The following is a 24,081-nucleotide window of genomic DNA, read 5'->3' on the forward strand; positions in this document are numbered from 1 at the left end:
GTTTCTGTGGTTGCCTTGTTTAAAATTTGTCTGGCTTCAACTCCTGCTTGTGCTTTGGGGATGATGATTAATCTTAATATGGCTAAATTTGGGCTGAGGTTTTCTTTGTCTAATAAGTCTTCTAGGTATAATCTTTCTACTTGGTTATTGAGTAAATTTTGATAGGGAATTTCTGAACCTAAGTCTAATCTGTTGTTTAATATAATTAGTAATCCTTGCCAACTTCCCTTGGTTTCATATTGTTCAAGATAGCTAAATATACCTCGAAAGTAACGCCCATAAAATTTCTGATCTCTTTGCATTTGCGCTTCGAGAAAGATTAGTGGAAAATCTGTTTTTTTGTTTACTGGTGTTAATAATCCATCTAAACGGGTTTCGTTTTCTTTGATGACGGGCGCACTATATTCAAATTCACAATCAGGGGGGATACCGGATACTAATTCTGAGATTAATCCAGGTTGATTTAAAAAAATTCTGTAAAATAATTTATCAGTTTTCATAATTGTTTTTCGTTGAAATTTGATTCATTAATGTTGACCTCTATTTCCATATCAACGCTAGGTTTTCTACCTCTTTTTTTCGTTTCTTACTTCTGAGACTTCCTCTCAGGAGAAGTTCAGTTGTCATATCTAGAGTCAGGGAAGTGAGCGCTAGACTTGTTGGTATAGTTCTATATACCTTTTTGCTTGCATTTCTAAAGTATATTCTTTAAGGGCGATCGCCTAACAGTTTTCGTCAATTTATCTCAAGACAGAACGATAGGCTTCCACAGTCTGAGCAGCTGTCTTATCCCAGCTAAAATGTTTAACTCGCTCTAGACCTTTCGTGATTAAAATATCCCTTTCTGCTGGATTATCAAGCATAAATAATAATCTATCAGCAAGGTCTGCTACAGAAGTAGGATCAAAGAGTAAGCCCGCATCGCCAACTACTTCGGGGAAACTGGAGGTATTAGAAGCAATTATTGGTGCTTGACAAATCATTGCCTCCAAAAGAGGAATACCAAAACCTTCATACAAAGATGGATAAACGAAGGCAACACAATTTCTATAAAGTTTAGCTAAGTGAGCATCACTAGCGTAACTAAAGTTTTCAATATGATTATCTAGATTTAATTTGCTAATTTGTTCTTTTTCTGTAGAATCAAATGGAGAACCAACGACGCAAAGTAGGACATCTGGAATTTTAGAACCTATTTTTGCCAAAGCAATTAACAAATTATTAAAGTTTTTATAAGTCCCTCTTGAGCCTACATAAAGGAAGAAGGGGCGGGAGGGTATAAAATCGTTGTTTTCTTCCAGAGATGGATTAAATTCTGTTGCTAAGTGAGTTATAAGAACTCTGTTTTCGGGTAATGGATAACGTTCTAATAAATCATTTTTTGTACTTTTGGAAATACACAAAATTATATCTGAAGCTAATATTGCCCTACGCTTTATCTCAGCAAATTGTCCTTGTTTATCAATTAAATGAGGAAAGATTTCATGAATCATATCATAAACGGTTAGAATAATCGGACAACGCCTTTCTTGGAATTCTTGATGTGTGAGTAATGAGTAATAAGTCGGATGAAAAATTTGAGGGTTGTTGGTTGTTGCTTCAACGGCTCGAAAATAATATTTTTCTAGCCAATAAGACACCCTTCCTGGTTTAAAGCCAAATCGTTTATAGTTAAATATTTTTAAATTTGGATGATGAGGATGGGGTTCATTCCGCGAGCGTGGACTTGTTAGGATTGGCTCAAAATCTTGTGGCAATCGGCTAATAATATTGTCAAAGTAGCGACTAATGCCTCCTACTTTTTGGGCACCATAGATCTCGCCATCATATAGAATATGCATAATGATTTTTGTTGTTATCAGATTCTGGGTGAATTTTGGTTTTACGAGTTAGTTAATCTAGTTAAGTAAGAGTGATAAGTCTTTCAGCAAACTCTCTCTTGAAAATCCCTGTGAGATCGAATTTCTGGCATTTTCTCCTAATTTTTTGCATAGACTTTTATCTTGCCAAAGTTGCAAAGAATATTCAGCAAACTCTCTCGAATTATTGGCGATAAATCCATTTTCATTGTGAATAATTGGTGATCGCTCACCCGAAAACCGAGTGGCAATTACGGGTAGTCCATGAGCCATTGCTTCCACAATTTTAATCTGTTGCCCTGTTCCAGCAAGTACAGGACAAATGGCAAACCTGGAAGTTTCGTAAAATTCCTTTAAATCTGGCACAAATCCAGACAACTCTACTCCTTCAGGGGCATAAATATTTTTGCAATAGCCGCCTGTTACTTGCAGTAAAAAAGTTGAATCTCTTTCCAGAATAAGCGGCAAAACTTTTTTTATGAAATAAAGATATCCTTGAATATTAAACATATTTGGGCCAATTGTTAAAATTGCACCTTCACTATACTGGTTGTTGAGTTGACAAGTAGGTTGTTTTACGGGTATGTAAACCACATGGGTTTTGGATGTTTTACTTTTAATGATTTCCGTTTCTTTTGAGCTAATTGAGATAGTGTAATCGTAGTTATCAAATATATCAAATTCTTCTGATGAAGCTTCCATGTAAAGAGGATCAAAAAAATTTTCTTGTAAAACCTTATCCTCAATTTCAGTTTTGTTGGTAACAGGAATAGTTATGTATTTGCTAACTGTACCTTGCATAGAACTATTTAATGATACTAAATCATGTATGTCAATGATTTTACGAACTGAATTGATTTTTTTGTCATGAAATAACTGATCCCAATAGGCATAGTTCATGACAATAATTTCTGGTTTAATTAGTTCAAATTTCTTTAGAAACCAGCTACGCATTCCCAAAGGAGTATTTAATAAAGAACTAATCGGTGGGGTTTGTTTAGTAAACCGATAATATCTTGCAAAGAGAGAAATTAATTTATAATCAAGTCGTGTCGGTTCATAGATAAGGACATCGTTACACCATTGGGACTTTAAAACTTCAATGCTAGAAAGCTCCCAGGGAGTTTCCGAAGAAAGAGTTGAACTCATTAAGGTCACTTCACAACCAAGTTCTTTTAATCCTGCTAACATTTCAAGACACCGCTTGTGTGCGCCAGATTTTGCGGGATAGGGGTTATGGGGGAAAAAAACAAAACTTTCTTATTTTCTATGCTCATCTTGATGACAATATTACTTTTCTGTATTTTGATTTAGAGAAAATTTTTACAAGACTAGGACTTACGCACGCTCACTAATTTACCATGATATGAATGAACGAAATTGCGTCGTTTTCGGCTTTGGGAATAACTTATTGAGTAGGGTGCGTCAGATAGAGGGAATCTGTTTTTTTGTCAAAATATCGTGTCTGACGCACCCTACAAGGGATAAAATTTACTTCACATATTTTGGGGAATCTTGTCAATGCGTAAATCCTAAAGACTTTTTTGTAAGCTTTGATTCTTAGAGAAATTCAGAAACATAAAGATTTCAGCCGTCTAAATAATTGTCTTCTATTTTGTCTGAGGATACCAAGCATAAATCTGATTACCTTAATCGAGTAACTACACTTAAATGCCTCTTTAATTTGAGCGATCGCTGCTTCAAAATCATCTTGATTAATTAATGTAATAGCCCGATTAAGTGCATTAAAGGCATAATATTCCCTTGCTTGCATTGTGACTTCTTGGCTAATTGTATTAGGTAAATACAATTTAGAAATTTCAATCGCCCTGCGTGTGTCAGCAACATTTTCACCTTTTCTAATCAATCGAGACGATTCTGAAGCCGAATGTAGGCGAAAACTGGCTAAAACTTGAGGTTCATACCAAATTGGATAGTGTGCAGCAATTCTTTTCCACATTTCCCAGTCAGCAGCAGATCTGGCTTCGGTACAAAATCCTGCTAACATTTCAAGACATCACCTATGAGTACCAGATTTAGCAAGATAGGGATTATGGAGAAAAAAGTATAAAATCTTTCGGCACATAAGACTATTTATTTAGATTGGTTAAGAGATCCTATTAATTCCTGTGTGGCTTTATCTATACCTCTTTTTGATGCCTGAAAAAATAATTTAGCTTTTGGTTCCATTCTCCATAGTTGATAATAATTTAATATTCTGCCTCTCCATGTAGGGGAGCTAAGGCTTGGTAATTTTCCTCTAAAAGACTCAAGTATAGTAACTGAATAACCGTTCCCCTCCTGTAATTTCAGTAAATAACTCTCTTGTAATCGATTTTTAGGCAGTAGATGGAGTAATTTTAAGGATTTGAATTGCCCCATGCCTAAGCCAATATCACAAGCTGTAAGTACTAAATCTATATCCTCGCAAGTCACGAAATTGTTGGAGATGCTTCCAAATCGTAGGCGGTTGTGGTCATTCTTAGTCATCTCTAAATATTTTTCTACCACAGGGCGACGAATACACAATCCTGCACCGCAAGGTACGTAATCGTAATTGCTTAGAAAATTCGACCAAATGTCACGATCAAATTCTCGGATTGCTAACATTCCTAAATATGGTTTTATCCATTCTGCTGGAGCCTCCTCAAACTCTGGTCTAATCTGTCCGCCCCATGCCCCTATAAAAGGATAATCTTCACTTATTTTTAAGGTAACTTCAAGATAATCTCTATCTAAGACATTATCATCATCAACAAATACTAGAACCTCTGCTTGTGATTCTTTTATTCCTCTTAATCTTGCTGGAGTTAATCCTAATTGTTCTTCTCGTATGTGATGAGAATTCGGATGCCAACTTAGATCTATTTCCGTTGAAAGAATCTTTTCACTAGTGTTGTCAACCAATAATAGCTCCCACATTTCTTTGGGAAGTGTTTGAACTTTAAGTGCTTGTAAAACTCGACTTAAATAATCTGGACGAGGATTATGCGTACAGATAATAACAGATATAAATATTGAAGAAGCCATAAGGTAATAAGGTAGGTAATTTTTTATTGATGCAGCTAAAACTTTAGGATACCGCTTGTGTGCTAGAGATGTTACAGAATAGGGGTTATGGGAAAAAAGAACAAAATTATCTTATTTGTTCATTTTGATAACAATGTTGCTTTTCTAGATTTTGATTTAGAGAACATTTTTATAAGACTTTTGTGTAGGCTTTAATTTTAGAGAAATTCAGGAATCTAAAGTTTTCAGTAACCTAAATAACTGTCTTTTATTTTGTCTGAGAATACCAAGCATAAATTTGATTACATTAAACGAGTGACTACATTTCAGTGCTCCTTTAATCTGAGCGATCGCTGCTTCAAAATTATCTTGATTAATTAATGTATTAGCCCGATTAAGGGCATCAAAGGCATAATATTCTCTTGCTTGCATTGTCACCTCTTGACTAATTGTATCAGGTAAATACAATTTAGAAATTTCAATTGCCATAATTATGTCAGTAATATTTGCTCCTGTCTTAATTAAGCGAGACGATTCCGAGCCAGTATGCTGTCGGTAACAAGCTAATATTTCTGGTTCATACAAAACCGAATAATTGGTAGCAATACGCTTCCACATTTCCCAATCAGCCGCAAAATGAACTGGTGGGTAGAAGCCCCCTATATTTTCATAGGTATTTCGTTTTACAACCATAGAAGGGAACTGAATTAGCTGAACTACAGCAATTTCTTGCACCCAATTATCAAGAATACCTGATTTTCTTTTTTCTAGTCTAGATAAGTTATTCCAGTGGCCATCTTCATCCATAAAAACATAACGACAAAAGGCAGCCCCAATATCATCATTACAAGCTATAGCTATATCATGCTCCAATTTCTTATAGAATCCTGGCAAGACAACATCATCCTGATGTAAAATATGAATCCAGCGACCATAGGATCTTCTGATGCAAGCATTCCAGTTATTAACTAAACCAACATTTTGAGGGTTGCGAAAAAAGGAAACTCTACCTTGTCCGATATCTTTGACAAGTTCTTCAGGATCGTCTTTAGTAGAACAATCATCTACAACCTCAATCTGCATCTCCCTTACCCCTGGATCTTGAACTAGGACACTTTTCAGTGTTTGTTCTAAGTATTTTGTCCCGTTATAGGTGGGAATCATCACGGACCAGAATGGTCTATGAGAGTCTTGAGGCACTGAATTAATTGGAGGAAATACGATTCCGCTTGTCATAATATATGAATGGAAATATTATCAATAAAAATGATCTCGAAATTTTGAAATATATGGTTGAGGAGGTTTTTAAAGCTTCAATGTTCTGCCGGTTGCTTCCAAATATGCCCGACCCCATTTTTGACAAGGCTCTAAGTGATTACCTTCAGCCCACTCATTCCAAGCATTAATAAAAACAATTTTTTCGCTATTACGGTGATCCTTAACTGTGTTTTGAATAACTTGTTTCAACCAATACTCGTAAATTTCTGGTGAAGAATCTTTAATAATCGTTGCATTTTCTCGACGACGAGGAGAATTATCCCACGATGGGGTGACACAAGGAAAGCGAAGATAAGCGGGGTCAGCCTTTTTTAACATTGCTTCAACCATTGACGAATAGTCAAAAATTCGGTTATTGGCGTAAGCCTTTGCTGCTAATTTGAGTTTCCTGGCTAAATTCCACCGTCTACCTGTTTGCAAGGGTAAACCTAATTCTCCCCAATCTGGCTGAAATTCCACTGCTGCATCAAAACCAATTTGAGTGGGATCAGTATGTTCATCAGAAAAGCTTTCTACACGACATAGAAAAATCTCACCTACTCCTAATTTACGGGCTTCTTCGCGCCAAATTTGACTGGTCTTTTTTGGATCAGGAATATTCATAGCTCGATAAACCAGAAAAAGAGGTTTTCCCTCTACACGAATATATCGAGGATCTTGAAAAGCTTGAGCCAGCCACTGCATATGCAGTCTATCGCTTTCTTCGCCATAGACTTGCTCGGCTAGAATTTCTTGATCTTGACCATCCCACCGTTTTGTCCAGTTTTCATTAGCCCAGCAAAGACAAAAGGGAAAGTCTGGTTTTCCTGAAGCAAGTACGTCATTAAAAGGACGTTCTAATAATCGTTTACCATTAAACCAATAGTGATAATAACAAAATCCGTGAATACCGTATTCTCGTGCTAGGTCAGCTTGAGCTTGTCGCGCTTCTGGTAGGCGCAAATCATAAAAGCCTAAGTCAGCAGGAAGGTGGGGTTGATAGTGTTCTTTAAATAAAGGCTTGGATTTAGCTACATTTGTCCATTCTGTAAAACCCTTGCCCCACCATTGATCATTTTCAGGAATGGGATGATATTGGGGGAGGTAGAAGGCGATCGCACGAATGTCAGAATTGAGTTTTGACATTGAATTTGTTGTTTTGATTCTAAATTTTAATAACCCGCTTTATTGCTTCCAGATAAGCTTTGCCGTTGCGTAAGTCTGGCTCTAAATGATTTCCTTCAGCCCATTCATTCCAGGCATTAATAAAGACGATATTATCATCTAAGTCCTGACGTAAAGGCAATTTATTAACTACGTCAGATAATTTCTCCTCAAACTCTTTGGGAGTTGAATTTTTCAAAGAAATAGAATTTTTTCCCCTTCTAGGACTATTATCCCAACTCACAAAAACTGTAGGATAGGCAGAGGTGCTTTGACCATGAAATGTAGGACACATGACTTGTCTTGCCCATGGGCTATCGTAAACTTTTAAGGTTGAACTGAAGATATTCAGTTTTAAATTTCGCTTAAAACGACTGAACCTGGGTTTACCATCTTCAAAAGCATTGGGTAATCTACCCAATTGAGGCTGAACATCTAAGGTATGGTCGCAACCAATAGTTTTACAATCTACATTGCTACAATGAGCATTACAGCCAATAATGTAAGGTTCAGGAATGCCTAATGTCATACATTCCGATTTCAAACGCTCTATAGTTTTTTTAGAATCAGGTAAATCTAGAGGTTTATAAATTATAAAAAGGGGTCTACCTTGAATGCGGATATATCTCGGATCAGCAAAAGCTTTGGACAGCCATTGTGCATGATTGACAGTATCTTCATCTGAATAACTTTGTTTAAGTAAAATTTCCTTTTCTTCTCCCAACCATCGTCGAGACCAAGTTTCATTAGCCCAACAAAGACAAAAAGGAAAATCAGGTTTTCCTGAAGCAAGTACGTCATTAAAAGGACGTTCTAATAATCTTTTACCATTAAACCAATAGTGATAATAACAAAATCCGTGAATACCGTATTCTCGTGCTAGGTCAGCTTGAGCTTGTCGCGCTTCTGGTAGGCGCAAATCATAAAAGCCTAAGTCAGCAGGAATGTGGGGTTGATAGTGTTCTTTAAATAAGGGTTTGGATTTCGTAACATTTGTCCATTCTGTAAAACCCTTGCCCCACCATTGATCATTTTCAGGAATGGGATGATATTGGGGGAGGTAGAAGGCGATCGCTTTTATATCAGGCATAATTGAATTAATACTTTGAACTAAGTTTTTCAGTTTTTACGGATTATTTCAATTCTGTAACCGACATTTTGGACTATAGCGATCGCCTGGATCATTTCTGTCCGTGTATCCGTCGTAGATTCAACTTCTAGTTCGGTAATTGACAATTTTGTGAGTAAATACGAGGTTTATTGATGAAATCTACGGATGAATTAACAGTTTAGCAATCTTCTTTTAACTCTGGCAGCCAATCTTCATTCAAAACTTGCTCTATATTGGCAATAGGAGATGGGGGAAATAGATTTGCATTTAAACCAGTCTTCACGCTTGTAATCTGGCAAGCATCATCATAAATTTCTTGGGCAACTTCTTGAAAATAAGGCTTTAGGCTCGGACTCCGGTTTAAAAGTCGCTTGAGTTGTTTCCGTTGTTCTAGAATAGTGGCTCGCCATCCCCTTTGATTGTAATCACGCTCTTGCCACCAATAAGTCAATTTAAGTAAATGTTCATAAAGAACTAATAAGCGACTTTCTAGCTGATTTTTTTGCTCGTTGCCCAAATCCCGCAACTCCTCCACTAAGTAATCCCAATCAATGGTTTCGATCGCCCCTCTCTGGATATTATCAATAGTAGTTTGTACCCATTGATAAAAATCAAGATCGTGAACTTGGGTCGCTATTTGAGCGGTATCGAGCATTTGAGCTTTTTGCTCTTGGGCAGTTATAGCGGACATGGATTGAGTCTCCTGATATTGGACTGTTTTATCAGCATTCTAGCAATTTCTAGATGGGATGATATTGGGGCAGGTAGAAGGCGATCGCTTTTATATCAGACATAATGATTCTAGACTATGTGCTTAAAATATACTTTTGAACAAGTTTTTGAGCTATATAAATCACAAATAAACCAACTATGCTTTTTGGCAAAGCAAGTTAAGAATGCACTTTTCTAGACGATCAATTCCTCTTTCCCAACTCCATTGCTCTAATACATAACTTCTTGCATTCTTACCCATGTTATCAGCTAACTCCTTATTGTTTAATATTTTTGAAATCGCTTTTCCCATCTCAACAGGCTCATTTCCATTAATTAAAAAACCATTTATTCCATCTTTGATTGTTTCTCTGATCCCACCTTCGGCGATCGCGACCACAGGAGTACCGCAGGCATTAGCTTCAAGAGGAGCAAAGCCAAATGGCTCTAAAATAGGCGTGTAAAGCATGACTGAAGCTTCGTTTAGTAATTTAACAACTTCATCATCTGACACTCTAACTTTTGGAATAAATTCCACCCCCATAGATGTGGCAAGTTTTATGATTTCATTTTGATAGGATAAATCCGAAAAGTTTCCAATCCAGACCAATGAAGGCCTATCTTTTTTCTCAATAGTAGCAACGGCATTAACGGCTCTTTCTAAGCCTTTTCCTATATATATCGCCCCTAGTCCAACAACACTTTTTTGACGTGGCAGATTCAATGGCTTAAAGAGTTCAGCGTCAACTCCCAAATAACAAACCTTGGAATCAATTCCATAAGCCCTTTGAACACTTTCACGGCTAAAAAGCGAATTTACTAAAATCAAATCGAATGCTTCAGCATTTAGCAACTCTTCACGAGCTTGAACTCTAAATCCCTGCACTTCAATTTGATTTCTTAGAAATGCCAATGAATAACTGCGTGAAGTCCACCAAGGCTTATCAAAAGGCGGTAAAGCTAACCAAGGTAATTTTGGTAAAGCTTCGTATAACCAGCGATAAGGCTCTTGTAAATAGAGAAACTTTGGGATATTTACATATCTGGCGATTGAGGTTGTCCTGAAAAAAGTACAAGCGTTGGCAAAAAGAACATCAAAATCACCCTTATTTATTTCTTCTGCACATTGTTGACAGTGAATATCCATTGCCTGAATCTTGTCAACCATCGTTTGATAGGGACTCAATAAGTTGGCAATCCGTCCAGCTTTTGGTTGAGTTTCTGCCAACGGGACTATACTTTCTTTGATCAGATCACCAAGAGGAAGATATGTTTGATCGGCGGTGGGTGGACACCATGATTCTACTGTATGTCCACGCTCTACCAATCCTTTTACATGGTGGAATAAGGCTCGTTTACCACCGCCACTTGGTAAGTTATGCCAAACTGCAATTTTCATAGTTTAAAAATTCTTAGAAACTATTATTTTTTCCATCTCATCAACATCAACGCGGGGGATTGAGTTACTCACAAATGAATTATTACTGCAAATTCTTAATTTAATTCCACGACTCATAAGCCACTTGTGTAAATCATGAGAAGAATCTATTAATATTTTATTTTCATCTGGATCAATAGCTCCAGTTGGATTATATTTCAAACCAAATTCATATCTAATTCTAGCTTCTGAATATCCTGTTATTACAGCTACTTTTCGAGCTATTTTTGACAAATAGAACTCCGCAGTTTCATTTTTGGAGCTTTTATTACTTTCGTAAAACTTATTATAATGTTTAAAATTACTCGCATTAGGAGAAGCCAGATCATAACTGACTAAGAAAATATCTTTTGATCCCAGGTGAAGTGCTAGATAAATAGCAGATTCTAAAATTATTCCAGGTCCCCAAGGTCTTTGTGGCACTTTTGCCAATAAAAATTTCTCAAATTCAAGAGTCACAGCTAGTCTCTTTGCTGGGTTTCTCTCCTTAAGAGGTAAATAGATATCTACGGGAGAAAATATTTCTGGATCTGCATCATTGAAAGAGGAGATAACGTATGTACTTTTACGATATTTGTATTTTTTTAAGTTTCCTTGATTTATAAGATGAAAAATTTCAACTCCGTTTAAATATTCATGTGCTTGCTTAACTGCAATTAATATACATTTTGAACCTAATGCAATCAGTTTTTCTTGAGGTATCTGGCTGAGTGATGGACCACAGGTAACAATTACAACTGGAATGTTCTCTGCAATGTTATGCAGAAAATCTAAAGAATCTTTAACATCTAAATTGCTTTGCTTTAAAAGCAGAATTTTTTCCTTAACCAGATCAACTTTTGATTTAGTCATACTTCAAATAATAAAAAGTGCATATTTCAGATAAAAATCAACTTTCTCACGTATTAATTAGTTCTAACAATTCGGTAATTTGTTTCATTTGAGGTAGTTCTAATGATTTACAAAACTCTTGCCAGTCTTTCATTTCAGTCCAGCCAGAAACAAAAATAAAGTCAAGTTCAGCTTTAGTGGCAGCAATATAGTCGTAGCGGCTGTCACCCATAAATAGAGCAGGAAATTGGATATTACCTAGCTCTTTTTCCCTTAGCAAAATTTGTTCTTTGGTGTCAGGGCTACCGAAAATCCCACCGTTGAATAAGTGACTGATACCTCGTTTTTCAAAAACATCATGTAATTCAGCTTGATCTCCGCCAGATGCTACAAGCCAACAAGTGTCAGGCAATGCTTGACGTAACTCCTGAAGTCCTGGAGCAATTGTACAGTTTAGTAAACCTTCTCGAACGTGAGCCCCATAGGTTGACAGAAGTTCGTTAAGAGGTTTTTGGTCAATGCCAACACCAATAATATTTTGTAGAAAATATTCAAATTTTCGATAGCGAGAAATGCCCCCATTTTGGATGTGATAATCAACTAGGGACTGAGCTACAGTTTCCCCATAAGGGAGTGCAGCTTGATAAAAAGCTTGGGTTTTGACCTGATTGGAGTCGAGAATGACACCATCACAGTCAAAGATTAAGCACTTATAGTTTTTTTCAATTTTATTCATAATAAAACAAACCTATAGATCAAGCCATGCTTTTGCACAAGCTAAATCGTATACATCATCAATATCAATTGAGCTTCGTTTATCCATTTTGAATAAGTAAGGGGATGTACCATGAAAGTATTTCCACTCAATCATCTTTAATCGTGGTGCAAGCAAAATTCCATCGGTTACACGATAAAGTGGTGGCAATTGTTGAGAAGGGACATGGTCAATACCAAGTTTATAATTGATAGGACCTTTTTCATCCCAGAGATATCTTTTTAGTTCTTCTACGGACATCAACGAGTCAAAATCCTTGCCAAGAACACGAAGATAGCAATTGATCGCTTGGATATAATGGTGTGGCTCAACGAGAGGCGAGGTACAAGTTGCCCATAAAATGTGTTCACCCGTTACATTTTCACAGATGTGAGCTACAACTTCTCCAAACTTCTTAGTTACCTCATCACAATATTCATCTGCTCTTTTGTGGATAAAAACACCACGATCAGAAGCCATCTGTAGCATCTCATCACAGTCAGAACTAACAACAATCTTTGATACCGTTTTGACTGCTTTTAACTGATCTATTTTATAAAGAAGCAAATTAGAGTTTGCAAAACCAGAAATATTTTTATTTTTAAGTCTACGACTACCTTTTCTGACTGGTACAATAGCAGTGATCATTATTGCTTCTCTCTTAAAAATTCTTTAATTAGACTACAAACAGAATCGCGAAAGATGCTCACATCTACTGAATAGCTTATATAGTTAAATCCCAGATCAAGCAGATCTTTGCTATTTTCAAGAGAATCAGAAAAAGTACCCAACAATATCTTTTTTTCCTTTGCTTTTATAAGCAAATTTTGAATATAGTCTATCAATCTGGCAGAATTAGTTTGACCCAGAATTCCAAGCGATTGAGAAAGATCATAAGGCCCAACGAACAACATATCATATCCCTCAACATCTAAAATTTCATCGATATTTTCGACTCCTTCTTTACCTTCAATCTGCAAAATTAAAATTGCTTTGTTAGCTTCCCGAAAATAATCTTCCTTATTACTACCACCATAATTAGCTGCACGAACAAAGCGGCATACACCACGCATACCCCCAGGGTAAAATCGAGCAGCTTTTACAGCTTTCCGTGCTTCCTCAGCGGTCGAAATATTAGGCACTTGTACTCCAACAGACCCCATATCGAGAGCAGAGCCAATAGCTTGTGGATCTACTCCCTTAACTCTTATAATAGAAGCCATACCAGTCAAAAGTGCTGCTCGAACGTGGTGACTGAGGGTTTCAGTTGTACTTGAACCATGTTCCATATCCAAAATAATAAAATCAAGCCCAGCAAGCCCAGCAGCTTCAACTATAGCACTATCGGTTGTTTTGCTAAAAATACCAAGTGCAACACTGGTTTGCAGTTTTTGTCTAAAACGATCAACAACAGTATTTAACATTAGATAAATTTCTCAAGTAGCATTCCACAAAGTTTAAGTAAAAGAATAAATTGATGATTGGGATAGCTGGTATTTAGTGGGCGTTATCGCCGTTAAAGATACGGCTTGGAAAGATTGCTTATACCGCTTAAATAACATATCCATTTCATGATTACGAGGATCATCAGCACTATAACCATCAAAGCCAGCCAGGAGAATATGTGAAGCTTTACCACTTGTAGCAATCGCTAAAGCATAAGCAATTACCATTGATGTCGGCAACACACAATAATTCTCCGCAAACTCAAACGTGTCAGGCTGTACCGCTAAACCAAAATCTAGTAACTTCTTGCCTGCCAATTCAGCAAGAATATCTTCAGGTAACATTGAAACTGGCGTTACCAAGGGCTGAGGCAATCTGATATGCTTTGCACAGTCTGCCAATAACCGTACTGGATGACAAGCCACCCGCAGATCAATCAACTTCGGCTCTAGATGGGTTTGAGTATTGAGGGCAATGACAATCGGTTGATAACGATGGATGTAATCTTCTAATGCGCGTTGATGCTTTTTGACCCCAGGTCCAGTACCCAAAATCAGAACTTCACGCCCAGCAATTAAACTGGCTGGTGACCAACTTCCCATTGGCTCACCGACATAAAAGTGTCGTGCAGATTCCAGCGTATTCAAGCTAAACTTCTTGCCACCAGAATTTTTTAGGTGATCAATAACAGCTAACAAATCTTCCTCGCCATAACGACTATCCGTCAGCATGGATTGAATATACGTTGGGTGGATGCCATACTTACCAGCCAAATAGTAATAAGTATTAGTTCCCCAACCATAGTAATGTTGCATCGGACCAAAATATCGGCGAATGGCCGTCATCAAAGGCGTAATATTGCAGGGGCGATCTGACCGCAGGGTTTCCAACTCCACCGCGAGATACTCCGTCTTCACATTTCCTGCTCCTCGCCCCATACCCGTCACTGTGCCATCAATCCAGGTAACGCCATCTGCCACCGCCTGAAGCGAATTGGCTAATGCCCGCCCCATGTTATCGTGAGTATGAATACCTAATTCTCCATGCCAGCCTTGACGCAAAGCTCTAATAATTTCTGTAGTTTGCCCAGGATTCATACTGCCCATACTATCGGCGAAATACAGTACATCCAGAGGGTATCGGCTGGCCAGATGGGCTAACTGCTCTATTTCTTCTAAAGAGCGATCGGCAATCTGCATGAGATTAATGCCAACTTGATAACCTTGCTCCTTGAGCCAGCGACAACCCACTAAAGTCGCTTCAAATTCATAAAAATGGCAAGGGATTCGTACCAACAGTACGGGAGAATCAACCGCAGGAGCAAACAATTTGGCTAGTGCTTGCTCCACACCATCTGGATGATTAACAATCTCACTGGCATTCACCATCACCCCGATTTTTAGTCCATCAGGGATAGACAATCCCCGAATAAAACTATCAGTGGTGTAAGCGCATCCGCCCCGAAAACCATCTTGGGTAAATCCTCGAAAACCCAACTCCACAAAGTCAACAGATATTGCGTCCATAGCCAGAAGATAGTCTTCGATTAAAGCTTGATCAAAATCCCAAGCATTGTAGTATCCACCATCTCGCAGAGTACAATCTAGTAACTTAATCATAGTTAAATAGTATAGTTGTTATTTATTGCTATTAGTCTGATGAAATTAGGTCAGCCAATGTCCTAATTGTAATTGGCAATTAGCATTTGCCCCAGGATAGGCATCCACTATTTTTATTTTTTGCTGTTTATAAGACCAAACAACAAGCTCACCCTTTCTATCAATGACATTGAAACTAATCCGATAAAGTCCATTTTTTAACGGGATAGAGCTAAGAGAAACATCCCAATGGGAAATTCCAGCTAGAAGTGAAATTTTATGGTCACGCGCAAAAAAGTTACACTCAGCGGCAAAAGCCCCAGAAGCATCATAAAAACTTATGCGTAGGAGAAAATCTTCCAGAAAATCAGAACTTTCAATAGAAACTTGAATGTCTAAAGGAGAACCAGAAGACAAAACATCATGGGATAGTTGAGCTTGAAAATAAGTCAACGGATCACTTACTGATAGAAAAGACTCATCCTGCTCTTCCCCATCATCATTGAGCCGATCATAAACCGCTATTCCTTGTTCTAAGCTTCCTGAAAAGGCAACTTCCCCCACAGACATCACTAGTATCTTGTCACAAATTCGCGCTACTTGCTCCATGCTATGTGAAACAAAAATAACCGCCGCATTTTTACGTACATTGGCAATTCTTCGGTAACACTTATTGCGGAATGCCGCATCACCAACCGCTAATACCTCATCTAAAATTAGCACATCCGGGGAAAGAGCCGTCGCTACAGCAAAACCTAATCGCACCTGCATACCTGAACTATAGCCTTGTACTGGCGAATCAATAAAACCTTCAATCCCAGCAAATTCAATAATTTCTTCAATTTTTCCATCAATATCTGTTTTGCTAAGTCCCAAAACAGAGCCATTGACATAAATGTTTTCCCGACCAGTCAAAATTGGGTTGAACCCTGTTCCTAGGGCAATCAACGCCCCCACTCGCCCCTGCATTTCAATGCAACCGCGATCCGGCTTAATCAAGCCATTCAACATTCTCAAAAGCGTACTCTTCCCTGCACCATTACGACCAACTAACCCCAAACACTCCCCACGACGTAACTCAAAACTTACATCTTTCACTGACCAAAACTCATCGGGTCTAAGTTCATGGTCATACTTGATTCCCATCATCTCTGAGCCAATATCCTGCACCCCATACCACAGAGACTTCTTTAAACTACGGCAAAACTTCTTTGATACATTCTCAACCCTGACTAAAACTTCCCCGTCATTTGTGTGATGGTGTAAATTCTGCTCTTCTGTGTTTAACATAATACATTAATTTAAAATTAAGAAATTCTAAGAACTCATTCTTTCAACAATAAACGGCATTGACAACCGATACAAAATCCAAGCCACAAATAACAACACAAAACTCAAACCACTCACTAGCCAAAATCCAGTGGGATTGGATACCACTCCACTTATCGCCAAATCCCTGGCTGTGACTAACAACGGTGTAACAGGATTCCAACTCACCACCACACTAAACCACCCTTGCTTAGGAACGGGAAAAATCACAGGAGTTAACAACATCCAAGGCGTAACAATTAACGGTATCACCCTGCCCACATCCCCATACAAAGTCCCCAAAGGCGCGAGAAGTAAGCCAATTGCTGTTCCTAAGATGATCAAATGAATCAAAGCTACAGGCGCTAGAAACACACTCCAGGTAACGGGAATATGAAACCAGAGGAATAACCCGAAAATTAAAATTAACTTAATACCAAAATTAAAAAACACTTCGCCTAATTTAGCCAAAATAATCGCTTCCTTGGGGAAGTTAATTTTTGCCAGCATTGACCTAGCCCCACCCACAGCCGCCAAAGGACCACTCAAAGCCTCCACAAAGGTCTGCCATAGTGACATACTAAACATCACATAAGCCGGATAGGGAATATCCGTAATCCCAATATTTACAGCCCCAGCATTTTTAGCAACTACCAGCCCCAAGGCTGTGATAATGGGTGGAAAAAACGCCCACAACACACCCAACAAAGACTGGCGATATTGGGCGCTAATATCTCTCACCAATAACCGCCATGCTAATTCTCTTGATGCTAACAAATCTCGCCACATTTCTTTGAATAGTATCAAAGGATGGCGAATGCGACTCTCTGGTGTGTAAACCACCCTAAGAGGAATCTGATTATATCTACTAAGTTTTCCCAATCTACACCTCTGTATCAAGTTTTATTGATAACTATATCTAACACAGCAATACCTTGTCCATTTTTTGTAGGTCGGGTTAAGCGACAGCGCAACCGGACGCATTTTTTGGGTTATGGCTATCGCCACACTATGGTTAACGCCACGCTCTGCGAACGTGCCTCAACCCAACCTACAAATCAAGACTTTTTTCAATTTGGACAAGGTAATAATGGCAGCCATTCAGGATTAAGAATTTCTGTTAAAGAATAAGGGCAAGTTTCAGGGAAAATTGCCGGAGATAGTTCAGATTTACGAATAGCATTATTTCTAGCTTTAATGTATATCTTATCTAGGATTTTTGCACAATGATCATAAAGAACTTTAGACTCCAATAATAAATCTAATTCAGAATAAATTTACTCCTTTTTCTGCTAGTAACTGTCTTAATTTAGCTAATTCCGCTTCCGCTAAATCAGCCCGTTGTTTTTCCTGTTCAGCCCGTTGCTTTTCTTGTTCAGCCCGTTGCTTTTCTTGTTCAGCCCGTTGCTTTTCTTGTTCAGCCCGTTGTCTTTCTCTTTCTTCTGGAGTAGGCAACCAGTTATTATCTTTATCATACCAACGTAACCACTGTCTAGTTAATCCTTGATATTCTCCCTCCCATAATCCTAAACCCAATTCTGCTTCTTCTAACCATACCCCTAATCCATTAATAGAGATAGGTTGATAGCGGTTCATTACCAAACCAAAACAGTTAAACTCCTGGGTATAGCGGTTATAGACAAAATAATAGGGGATTCTCAGAATTTGCTCATATACTGTCCATTTATTTGGAGGTTGATTAACTTCCCGTAAATTTTTCCCTAAGTCTTCGTTTTCTGTTCCTGGTGATATTAGTTCTACCACCACAAAGGGATATGTTCCTTCATACCAAGTCACATAACTTAATCTCAGTTCTGTTTCTTCATAAAAACGGGATACCCCTAATACCGCAAACCAATCTGGTCTTTTATACCATTGTGTATGCTTGCTATCATAGTATAAATTTAAGTCACTACCTGTAAATACATTATCTTCCGCATAACTAGGTGGACGGAAAGTAATACGCAATAATTCTGGTTGTAAAAGGTGAAATTCGTCTGGCAAACCTGGCTCCTCTGGATCTTCGCTAGGTAAATCATACATCGTCGGCAGTGTTTGTCGAGGAGGTAATGGCTCATAGTTAGGTTTGCTATACACATCGCTTTGATACATCATTAATTATCTCCTGTATTCAATACTGTTGCCAAGATTTAACTATCTGCTTAATTGTCTGATACTTTTAACCGAGACATTCCCTTACATCGTGAACATCCAGTACAACATCACCAACTGAGTTGGTAAAGGTGGTATCCCACATTGCCTTAAGGAAAATCCCCACGGCTCCATTGAAATTGCATGAGATACATCATAGCCCCCTCATCGCTTGCGGGGAGTGGGTTGGGGGTGGGGTTCTTGTATCTCACTCAATCGAGAACCGCTATAGCAAGTATGATCATGAATACCATTTTCTGATACGTAATCTAAATTGAAACCTATACACAAAGCCAGTTTTACTCCTGGATGGGTGCATTCCCTGGTCCCCTACGACTCCTGCTGTATCAATTACTGTAAATCAAATTCATAGCTTTAACTTTAATTTCTTCTTCATCAATTTTTTGTTTAAGTTCATTATCTGTGTATATACCCTCAAAAGCTTCCAATGCTGCTTTTTTAATAGCAGTATCAAAAGCATCAGTTAAAATTTCTTGTAACTCCTCTTCATTAGCATAGAACCCACCAGATTTTTTCCGCTTATTGACTTTCTTGATTTCTTTGCTGCTATTATAAATCGAAAACTCCCAAGAGCGAGTGCTACGTTTTTCTGCTTCTTGTTTAATTAAGTGTAGTAATAAAATTACTGCATAGCTATATATCTTAGCTAATTTATCTTCCCTTGACATTTCTTCAAGCTGACTGACAATTTCTAAGGCTTGATCATATTCTTGTTTTTCAATTAATTCCCGTAATAATAATAGTTCTTCCATAAGATACTCATCCTAACTATTATTGATATTTTATCAATTTGACATACTCACTTACCTACAGCGATTTCCAATCATATAAGGTACATCATAGCCCCCTCATCGCTTGCGGGGAGGGGGCTTATGATGTATCTCATTCAAGTGCATACTGCTATAGAAGTTAGCATAGTTAGTATCTCAATACCTTGTCCATTTTTTGGAGGTCGGGTTAAGCGACAGCGCAACCAGACGCATTTGTTGGGTTATGGCTATCGCCACACTATGATTAAAATCAATGCAGGATAAATCCTGCCTCTAGCCTTCATCCTTTGTCTAAAGCACAGATGTAGCTGACTTAGGAAGCTACATCTTCAAGGGTTTTCGGCATTTCCCTTATAAGAAGGTTGCATGGGAGGGACTGAGATCAAAAAGACCATCAAAGCCCAACTCACTGTTCAATACTATCCCGGTTCTGTCACTCTCGGACAACAATAATCGAATTTTTTGTAACTCTTATTTTATACAGGTTTGCGATCGCCGTTCTCGTGACCTGATTGGGGATCAAAGTTTAGCCACACAAGATCTCCATAACAGGGGACGTAATCTACCATTCTTCATTACCTGTTGGCTTACCCCAGTCAATCTCCGCTTCTGGCTCTAAATCTTGGCTAAGGAGTTGTGAGAGGGTGTATTTGGGAAATTTTTGAACTGGTCTTACCATGAGTTGCCCTTGCTCAATACGGCAGTCAACTTCATCATTGATTGATAAAGCCAATTCATCTGCAATATACTTGGGGATTCTCAAGGCTAAAGAATTTCCCCAACGACCAATTTGAGATTTCATAATTAGCGATCGCTTTAGAGATAAACAAAGTATATCTCAATTACCGCCACCCTAGACTTAAATTTTTCTGTTCACCTACTTAATTTGAGATTTCATAAATTAGCGATCGCCTTCAAGATCAACAGTTTCAGATCCCCGACTTCTGAGAGAAGTCGGGGATCTTATGTTCTTATTTTATTTATAGAGTGAAGGTTAAAGAATTTCCCCAATGACCAATTTGAGATTTCATAAATTAGCGATCGCTTTCAATATAAACAGCGATTATCTTGTAACCAATTTTCCAAATCTGACATATTTTGAAAATCCAATAATGCCTCTCCTAATGATTCTAGTTGAGAAATGGAGAGCGATCGCACTTTTTGTTGTAAACCCCTTGAAAAGGGGGACTTTGAGGGGGATTTAGGGGTGTCAGATCCCACACGAAAAAGTTTTCAAACAACCTCTGAGAATTTATTTGCACATAGTTTTTAATTGTCCGCAATAATTATGATGCTTTTCTGTATTAAGTTGAAATTGTAAAATAGATAAAACTTCAGCTAAATTATTCTTTAAAATATTATCAACAGATAACACTAAACCCGGAAATATTCGACTTTCAATTAATCCTTGCTCATTAATTGGCAAATTAATATATTTCCCATCTTCTAAATAAAACCAATCTATTTTTTGATCATACACTCGCCATACAATATATTCTTTAACTCCATGACGGCGATAAATTGTCAATTTGTTGTACAAATCATAGGATACGGTAGAACCAGAAATTTCTACGATTAATTCTGGCGCTCCTTCTACATAATCATCTTCACTAATTCGAGATTGTCCACCAAATTCAGTTTTTATCCTTAATAAAGCATCCGGTTGGGGTTCATTGTCTAAATCTAATCTGACTGTGGCATTATCTGCTAATTCCAACCCCGGTGTATTAGCTGCGTAGAACCCTAACCATGTCATTAAGTAACTATGGGGTAAACCGTGACTTCTGTATCTTAATGCTGCTGCCATATAAACTACTCCATCAATTAATTCTGCCTTTTTTTGAGGTGGCATGAACTGATAACGGCGTTCAAATTCTAACCGATTTAGGTGATCGCCATTCTCTAATGGAGGAATAATAGAAGTTAACATAGTTAGTATCTAATTACAGTTTTTTCGTGATAGCAACAGCCAGTATACCGGGTCTATTAGATGGTATCATCCTAACTCTTCTGCCAAATTTTCCCAATCCAAAGCTGTGATATCTTGACTGGCTAAGGCTTAATATAAATTCAAGTCACTACCTGTAAATACATTATCTTCTGTATAAGAAGGTGGACGAAAGGTGCATGAGTTTTTCTGTTAGAAAGTTGCCCGTTCCCTGTTCCCTCTGAACATCATTTTCACGACATTTCCGATTTCGCTCACACATTCTCTGCACTTCGGCCTCCTGATCATTAACTAAACAATAGATCACAAGAAGGTTGCATGGGAGGGACTGAGATCAAAAAGACCATCAAAGCCCAACTCACTGTTCAATACTATTCCGGTTCTGTCACTCTCGGACAACAATAATCGAATTTTTTGTAACTCTTATTTTATACAGGTTTGCGATCGCTGTTCTCTAATGGATCAATAATAGAATAACACAGATTTAATTAGTAGTTCCTTAAGTTCAGAAAGTTCAGAGATTCTGATTCAAATGTCATATTTGTTGTCAGCACATTTTGCTTAACTCCTCTGATTGACACTCCCCGGTCTAAAGACACGGGGATTATTAAGATTTCACAATCTTAATATTTTGTTTGCACAAGTTCCCAGACTCAGTACGTTTGCACAAAAGTGCGTGCTGATATTTTATCTAGGTCGTGTGAAACGTCAAAAATCTCAACTTACTGATGGGGATGAACTACTCCATCTTACTTCGTTGAAGATGGGGTAGTTCATCCATTTTTTTAGGGACTGAATCAGATTTTTCTCATGATTCTAATTTCGCATCTACCATCATTTTCACAACATCCTGCATTTTATATCTAGCCTCCCATCCTAATTGGATTTTAGCCTTACTCGGATTACCTTTACCGACCGCCAAATCCGTAGGTCTGAATAGGCTACTATCAACAACTACATGATCACGCCATTCTAAATTTACAGATGCAAATGCAGCAGCAACAAAATCTTCCAAGGAAGTGTTTTCCCCCGTTGCAATCACATAATCATCAGGCTGTGTTTGCTGCAACATTAAATACATGGCTTTCACGTATTCCTGCGCCCAACCCCAGTCCCGCTGAATTGACATATTACCTAAATATAATTTTTCGTTACTACCTTGGGCTATCCGACAGGCAGTAGCAATAATTTTTTGAGTGACAAATCTTTCTGGACGCAGGGGAGATTCATGATTAAATAAAATTCCTGAACAGGCAAATAAACCGTAAGCTTCTCGGTAGTTAGCCACTTCCCAAAAAGCAGCAGATTTAGCTACAGCATAAGGACTTCTGGGGCGAAATGGAGTTGTTTCTTCGGCTGCTATATTGCCAGTATCACCAAAGCATTCACTCGAACCTGCATTGTAAAGTTTAATCCGAGTGCCTAAAAACCGAATGGCTTCTAATAAATTTAGTGTGCCTGTAGCTATGCTTTCTAAAGTTTCTACAGGTTGTCCAAAAGATAAACCTACGGAAGTTTGTCCTGCTAAGTTGTAGACTTCATCTGGTTGGATTTTTGTGAGTACCTGTAAGACGCTACGGAAGTCAGTCAAGGACATTGACTCTAACTTTACTTGATCTTTAATGCCTAAGTGGACTAAATTCTGGAAAGGTGAGATTTGGGCATCTCTGGAAGTTCCACAGACTGTGTAACCTTGATTAAGTAGTAATTCTGCTAGATAAGCTCCGTCTTGTCCAGATACTCCACAAATGAGAGCTTTTTTCATATCAATTCATTACCCAGAAGTCTTTAACACTGTTACCCCCAAGCATTCGGGATTGCCTATAGGTAAATTCTCCCACGGAAGGATTGCGATGGGGATGAATAACCCCTGTTGCTTGTTGCCAAAGTTCGGCAGGGGCAAGAGATATTTCGTATTTAGATCCATGCTTATGTACATGATACCATTTTGTTTCTTGGCACTCTTCGCACCAAAAAGCTTCCAACCACTCACCTTGCAAAGAAACTGTAGTTTTATTGGCGACTAAAATCATCGCTTCTCGTCTACTTATACCTCGCTCTTGCAGTTGTCCAGCTTGTTCGGCAAATAGTCCGTGTTTTTGGCTAACACTATCTATGTAACAGCTATGTATGGGACAATAGATAGCTCTCCGTTGGGAACGTTTCCGATTTCGCTCACACCTTTTCTGCACTTCGGCCTCCTGATCATTATCATTAACTAAAATAATAGTTCGTAAGAAGGTTGCATGGGAGGAACTGAGATCAAAAAGACCATCAAAGCCCAACTCCTGATTCAACGTTGTCTGAGGTATTAAATTTTGTTAACTGAGTTGTCTAAAATTTACTGAATTTGTTCACACGCTAGCGCTGATTAGGCGGGAGTGACATTTCAATTCATAGATCGTTCTAGCACATTGATGTATTGTTTAGAGATGATTTCTGGTGTAAAGTTTGATTGCAAATATTCGCGGGAGGCATTACCCATTTTTTCTGCAAGTTGGCGATCGCTCTTTAAGTTGAGAATAAATTTAGATAAACTATCACTGTCTCCATTTTCAATGCTAATACCAAACTGACCATCTGTGATTAGCTGTCGTAGGTAGGAGTCTTTTGGACAAATAGCTGCTATTGGTCTTCCCGCAGCTAAAGCTGGATAGAGTTTGCTGGGAGCAACTAGGCTTTCTAGACCTGCTTCTACACTAATA

24 protein-coding genes and 2 pseudogenes are annotated in these 24,081 nt (G+C 38.1%); all 26 read right to left on the bottom strand.

Annotated elements, in window-relative coordinates; genetic code table 11:
- Positions 1-500, bottom strand: a 500-nt coding sequence (locus CA730_RS20535; protein ID WP_157750077.1) for a DUF2887 domain-containing protein, incomplete at its 3' end; no start/stop codon positions are given.
- 240 nt (positions 501-740) lie between these two features.
- On the bottom strand, positions 741-1,841 hold the full coding sequence (locus CA730_RS20540) for a glycosyltransferase family 4 protein (protein ID WP_096670104.1): 1,101 nt from the start codon (positions 1,839-1,841) through the stop codon (positions 741-743).
- Positions 1,842-1,898: 57 nt separating this feature from the next.
- Positions 1,899-3,050 (bottom strand): glycosyltransferase, encoded by a 1,152-nt coding sequence (locus CA730_RS20545; RefSeq protein WP_096670106.1) that lies wholly within the window; start codon positions 3,048-3,050, stop codon positions 1,899-1,901.
- A gap of 379 nt (positions 3,051-3,429) precedes the next feature.
- Complete coding sequence (locus CA730_RS20550; protein ID WP_096670107.1) at positions 3,430-3,867, bottom strand: glycosyltransferase family protein; 438 nt, start codon at positions 3,865-3,867, stop codon at positions 3,430-3,432.
- An 86-nt stretch (positions 3,868-3,953) separates the two neighbouring features.
- On the bottom strand, positions 3,954-4,889 hold the full coding sequence (locus tag CA730_RS20555) for a glycosyltransferase (protein ID WP_096670109.1): 936 nt from the start codon (positions 4,887-4,889) through the stop codon (positions 3,954-3,956).
- Between the two features lie 207 nt (positions 4,890-5,096).
- The gene (locus CA730_RS20560; protein WP_096670111.1) at positions 5,097-6,104 is read right to left on the bottom strand and encodes a glycosyltransferase family 2 protein; all 1,008 of its coding nucleotides are present in this window, start codon (positions 6,102-6,104) and stop codon (positions 5,097-5,099) included.
- 69 nt (positions 6,105-6,173) lie between these two features.
- The gene (locus CA730_RS20565) at positions 6,174-7,271 is read right to left on the bottom strand and encodes a glycoside hydrolase family 99-like domain-containing protein (RefSeq protein ID WP_096670113.1); all 1,098 of its coding nucleotides are present in this window, start codon (positions 7,269-7,271) and stop codon (positions 6,174-6,176) included.
- Positions 7,272-7,290: 19 nt separating this feature from the next.
- Positions 7,291-8,379: a glycoside hydrolase family 99-like domain-containing protein gene (locus CA730_RS20570; RefSeq protein WP_096670114.1), complete on the bottom strand. Its 1,089-nt coding sequence runs from the start codon at positions 8,377-8,379 to the stop codon at positions 7,291-7,293.
- Between the two features lie 199 nt (positions 8,380-8,578).
- Positions 8,579-9,091, bottom strand: coding sequence for a DUF29 domain-containing protein (locus tag CA730_RS20575; RefSeq protein WP_197705472.1), 513 nt, complete (start codon positions 9,089-9,091; stop codon positions 8,579-8,581).
- Between the two features lie 177 nt (positions 9,092-9,268).
- A complete protein-coding gene (locus CA730_RS20580; RefSeq protein WP_096670116.1) occupies positions 9,269-10,510 on the bottom strand; it encodes a glycosyltransferase family 4 protein in 1,242 nt (413 codons plus the stop codon).
- Positions 10,511-10,513: 3 nt separating this feature from the next.
- Positions 10,514-11,401 carry a motility associated factor glycosyltransferase family protein gene (locus CA730_RS20585; protein WP_096670118.1) on the bottom strand — a complete coding sequence of 296 codons (888 nt, stop codon included), beginning with the start codon at positions 11,399-11,401 and terminating at the stop codon, positions 10,514-10,516.
- A gap of 46 nt (positions 11,402-11,447) precedes the next feature.
- Entirely contained in the window at positions 11,448-12,116 is a 669-nt protein-coding gene (locus CA730_RS20590; protein ID WP_096670120.1) for an HAD family hydrolase, read from the bottom strand.
- Between the two features lie 12 nt (positions 12,117-12,128).
- Positions 12,129-12,782 (bottom strand): acylneuraminate cytidylyltransferase family protein, encoded by a 654-nt coding sequence (locus tag CA730_RS20595; RefSeq protein ID WP_096670122.1) that lies wholly within the window; start codon positions 12,780-12,782, stop codon positions 12,129-12,131.
- Positions 12,782-13,558 carry an HpcH/HpaI aldolase family protein gene (locus CA730_RS20600; RefSeq protein ID WP_096670124.1) on the bottom strand — a complete coding sequence of 259 codons (777 nt, stop codon included), beginning with the start codon at positions 13,556-13,558 and terminating at the stop codon, positions 12,782-12,784. Before CA730_RS20600 ends, CA730_RS20595 begins: the two co-directional genes overlap by 1 nt.
- A 33-nt stretch (positions 13,559-13,591) precedes the next feature.
- Complete coding sequence (locus tag CA730_RS20605) at positions 13,592-15,199, bottom strand: aldolase catalytic domain-containing protein (RefSeq protein ID WP_096670125.1); 1,608 nt, start codon at positions 15,197-15,199, stop codon at positions 13,592-13,594.
- Positions 15,200-15,244: 45 nt separating this feature from the next.
- Positions 15,245-16,468: an ABC transporter ATP-binding protein gene (locus CA730_RS20610; protein ID WP_096670127.1), complete on the bottom strand. Its 1,224-nt coding sequence runs from the start codon at positions 16,466-16,468 to the stop codon at positions 15,245-15,247.
- A 27-nt stretch (positions 16,469-16,495) separates the two neighbouring features.
- Positions 16,496-17,275: an ABC transporter permease gene (locus tag CA730_RS20615; RefSeq protein WP_096670129.1), complete on the bottom strand. Its 780-nt coding sequence runs from the start codon at positions 17,273-17,275 to the stop codon at positions 16,496-16,498.
- A gap of 365 nt (positions 17,276-17,640) precedes the next feature.
- Positions 17,641-17,739, bottom strand: a pseudogene (locus CA730_RS25795) (DUF29 domain-containing protein); the annotation flags it as partial.
- Positions 17,740-17,752: 13 nt separating this feature from the next.
- Positions 17,753-18,598 carry a Uma2 family endonuclease gene (locus CA730_RS20625; protein WP_096670131.1) on the bottom strand — a complete coding sequence of 282 codons (846 nt, stop codon included), beginning with the start codon at positions 18,596-18,598 and terminating at the stop codon, positions 17,753-17,755.
- 386 nt (positions 18,599-18,984) lie between these two features.
- The gene (locus tag CA730_RS20630) at positions 18,985-19,410 is read right to left on the bottom strand and encodes a DUF29 family protein (protein WP_096670133.1); all 426 of its coding nucleotides are present in this window, start codon (positions 19,408-19,410) and stop codon (positions 18,985-18,987) included.
- A 580-nt stretch (positions 19,411-19,990) separates the two neighbouring features.
- A complete protein-coding gene (locus CA730_RS20635; protein ID WP_027402546.1) occupies positions 19,991-20,230 on the bottom strand; it encodes an AbrB/MazE/SpoVT family DNA-binding domain-containing protein in 240 nt (79 codons plus the stop codon).
- Between the two features lie 245 nt (positions 20,231-20,475).
- Complete coding sequence (locus tag CA730_RS20640) at positions 20,476-20,649, bottom strand: DUF4351 domain-containing protein (RefSeq protein WP_096670135.1); 174 nt, start codon at positions 20,647-20,649, stop codon at positions 20,476-20,478.
- Between the two features lie 31 nt (positions 20,650-20,680).
- The gene (locus CA730_RS20645) at positions 20,681-21,358 is read right to left on the bottom strand and encodes a Uma2 family endonuclease (RefSeq protein ID WP_096670137.1); all 678 of its coding nucleotides are present in this window, start codon (positions 21,356-21,358) and stop codon (positions 20,681-20,683) included.
- Positions 21,359-22,184: 826 nt separating this feature from the next.
- Positions 22,185-23,141: a GDP-mannose 4,6-dehydratase gene (locus CA730_RS20650; RefSeq protein ID WP_096670139.1), complete on the bottom strand. Its 957-nt coding sequence runs from the start codon at positions 23,139-23,141 to the stop codon at positions 22,185-22,187.
- A gap of 1 nt (position 23,142) precedes the next feature.
- The gene (locus CA730_RS20655; protein WP_096671690.1) at positions 23,143-23,568 is read right to left on the bottom strand and encodes a hypothetical protein; all 426 of its coding nucleotides are present in this window, start codon (positions 23,566-23,568) and stop codon (positions 23,143-23,145) included.
- A gap of 197 nt (positions 23,569-23,765) precedes the next feature.
- Positions 23,766-24,081: pseudogene (locus CA730_RS25015) on the bottom strand (glycosyltransferase WbuB); the annotation flags it as partial.

This window comes from Dolichospermum compactum NIES-806 (genome assembly GCF_002368115.1).
GTDB lineage: Bacteria > Cyanobacteriota > Cyanobacteriia > Cyanobacteriales > Nostocaceae > Dolichospermum > Dolichospermum compactum.

Bases quoted from the DNA above. Each gene is read 5' to 3' on its own strand.
- CA730_RS20635 (WP_027402546.1), bottom strand. From the start codon at position 20,230: ATGAAATCTCAAATTGGTCGTTGGGGAAATTCTTTAGCCTTGAGAATC.
- CA730_RS20595 (WP_096670122.1), bottom strand. From the start codon at position 12,782: ATGATCACTGCTATTGTACCAGTCAGAAAAGGTAGTCGTAGACTTAAA.
- CA730_RS20600 (WP_096670124.1), bottom strand. From the start codon at position 13,558: ATGTTAAATACTGTTGTTGATCGTTTTAGACAAAAACTGCAAACCAGT.
- CA730_RS20555 (WP_096670109.1), bottom strand. From the start codon at position 4,889: ATGGCTTCTTCAATATTTATATCTGTTATTATCTGTACGCATAATCCT.
- CA730_RS20615 (WP_096670129.1), bottom strand. From the start codon at position 17,275: ATGTGGCGAGATTTGTTAGCATCAAGAGAATTAGCATGGCGGTTATTG.
- CA730_RS20645 (WP_096670137.1), bottom strand. From the start codon at position 21,358: ATGTTAACTTCTATTATTCCTCCATTAGAGAATGGCGATCACCTAAAT.
- CA730_RS20570 (WP_096670114.1), bottom strand. From the start codon at position 8,379: ATGCCTGATATAAAAGCGATCGCCTTCTACCTCCCCCAATATCATCCC.
- CA730_RS20625 (WP_096670131.1), bottom strand. From the start codon at position 18,598: ATGTATCAAAGCGATGTGTATAGCAAACCTAACTATGAGCCATTACCT.
- CA730_RS20585 (WP_096670118.1), bottom strand. From the start codon at position 11,401: ATGACTAAATCAAAAGTTGATCTGGTTAAGGAAAAAATTCTGCTTTTA.
- CA730_RS20560 (WP_096670111.1), bottom strand. From the start codon at position 6,104: ATGACAAGCGGAATCGTATTTCCTCCAATTAATTCAGTGCCTCAAGAC.
- CA730_RS20540 (WP_096670104.1), bottom strand. From the start codon at position 1,841: ATGCATATTCTATATGATGGCGAGATCTATGGTGCCCAAAAAGTAGGA.
- CA730_RS20630 (WP_096670133.1), bottom strand. From the start codon at position 19,410: ATGGAAGAACTATTATTATTACGGGAATTAATTGAAAAACAAGAATAT.
- CA730_RS20650 (WP_096670139.1), bottom strand. From the start codon at position 23,141: ATGAAAAAAGCTCTCATTTGTGGAGTATCTGGACAAGACGGAGCTTAT.
- CA730_RS20575 (WP_197705472.1), bottom strand. From the start codon at position 9,091: ATGTCCGCTATAACTGCCCAAGAGCAAAAAGCTCAAATGCTCGATACC.
- CA730_RS20610 (WP_096670127.1), bottom strand. From the start codon at position 16,468: ATGTTAAACACAGAAGAGCAGAATTTACACCATCACACAAATGACGGG.
- CA730_RS20590 (WP_096670120.1), bottom strand. From the start codon at position 12,116: ATGAATAAAATTGAAAAAAACTATAAGTGCTTAATCTTTGACTGTGAT.
- CA730_RS20545 (WP_096670106.1), bottom strand. From the start codon at position 3,050: ATGTTAGCAGGATTAAAAGAACTTGGTTGTGAAGTGACCTTAATGAGT.
- CA730_RS20565 (WP_096670113.1), bottom strand. From the start codon at position 7,271: ATGTCAAAACTCAATTCTGACATTCGTGCGATCGCCTTCTACCTCCCC.
- CA730_RS20550 (WP_096670107.1), bottom strand. From the start codon at position 3,867: ATGTTAGCAGGATTTTGTACCGAAGCCAGATCTGCTGCTGACTGGGAA.
- CA730_RS20580 (WP_096670116.1), bottom strand. From the start codon at position 10,510: ATGAAAATTGCAGTTTGGCATAACTTACCAAGTGGCGGTGGTAAACGA.
- CA730_RS20605 (WP_096670125.1), bottom strand. From the start codon at position 15,199: ATGATTAAGTTACTAGATTGTACTCTGCGAGATGGTGGATACTACAAT.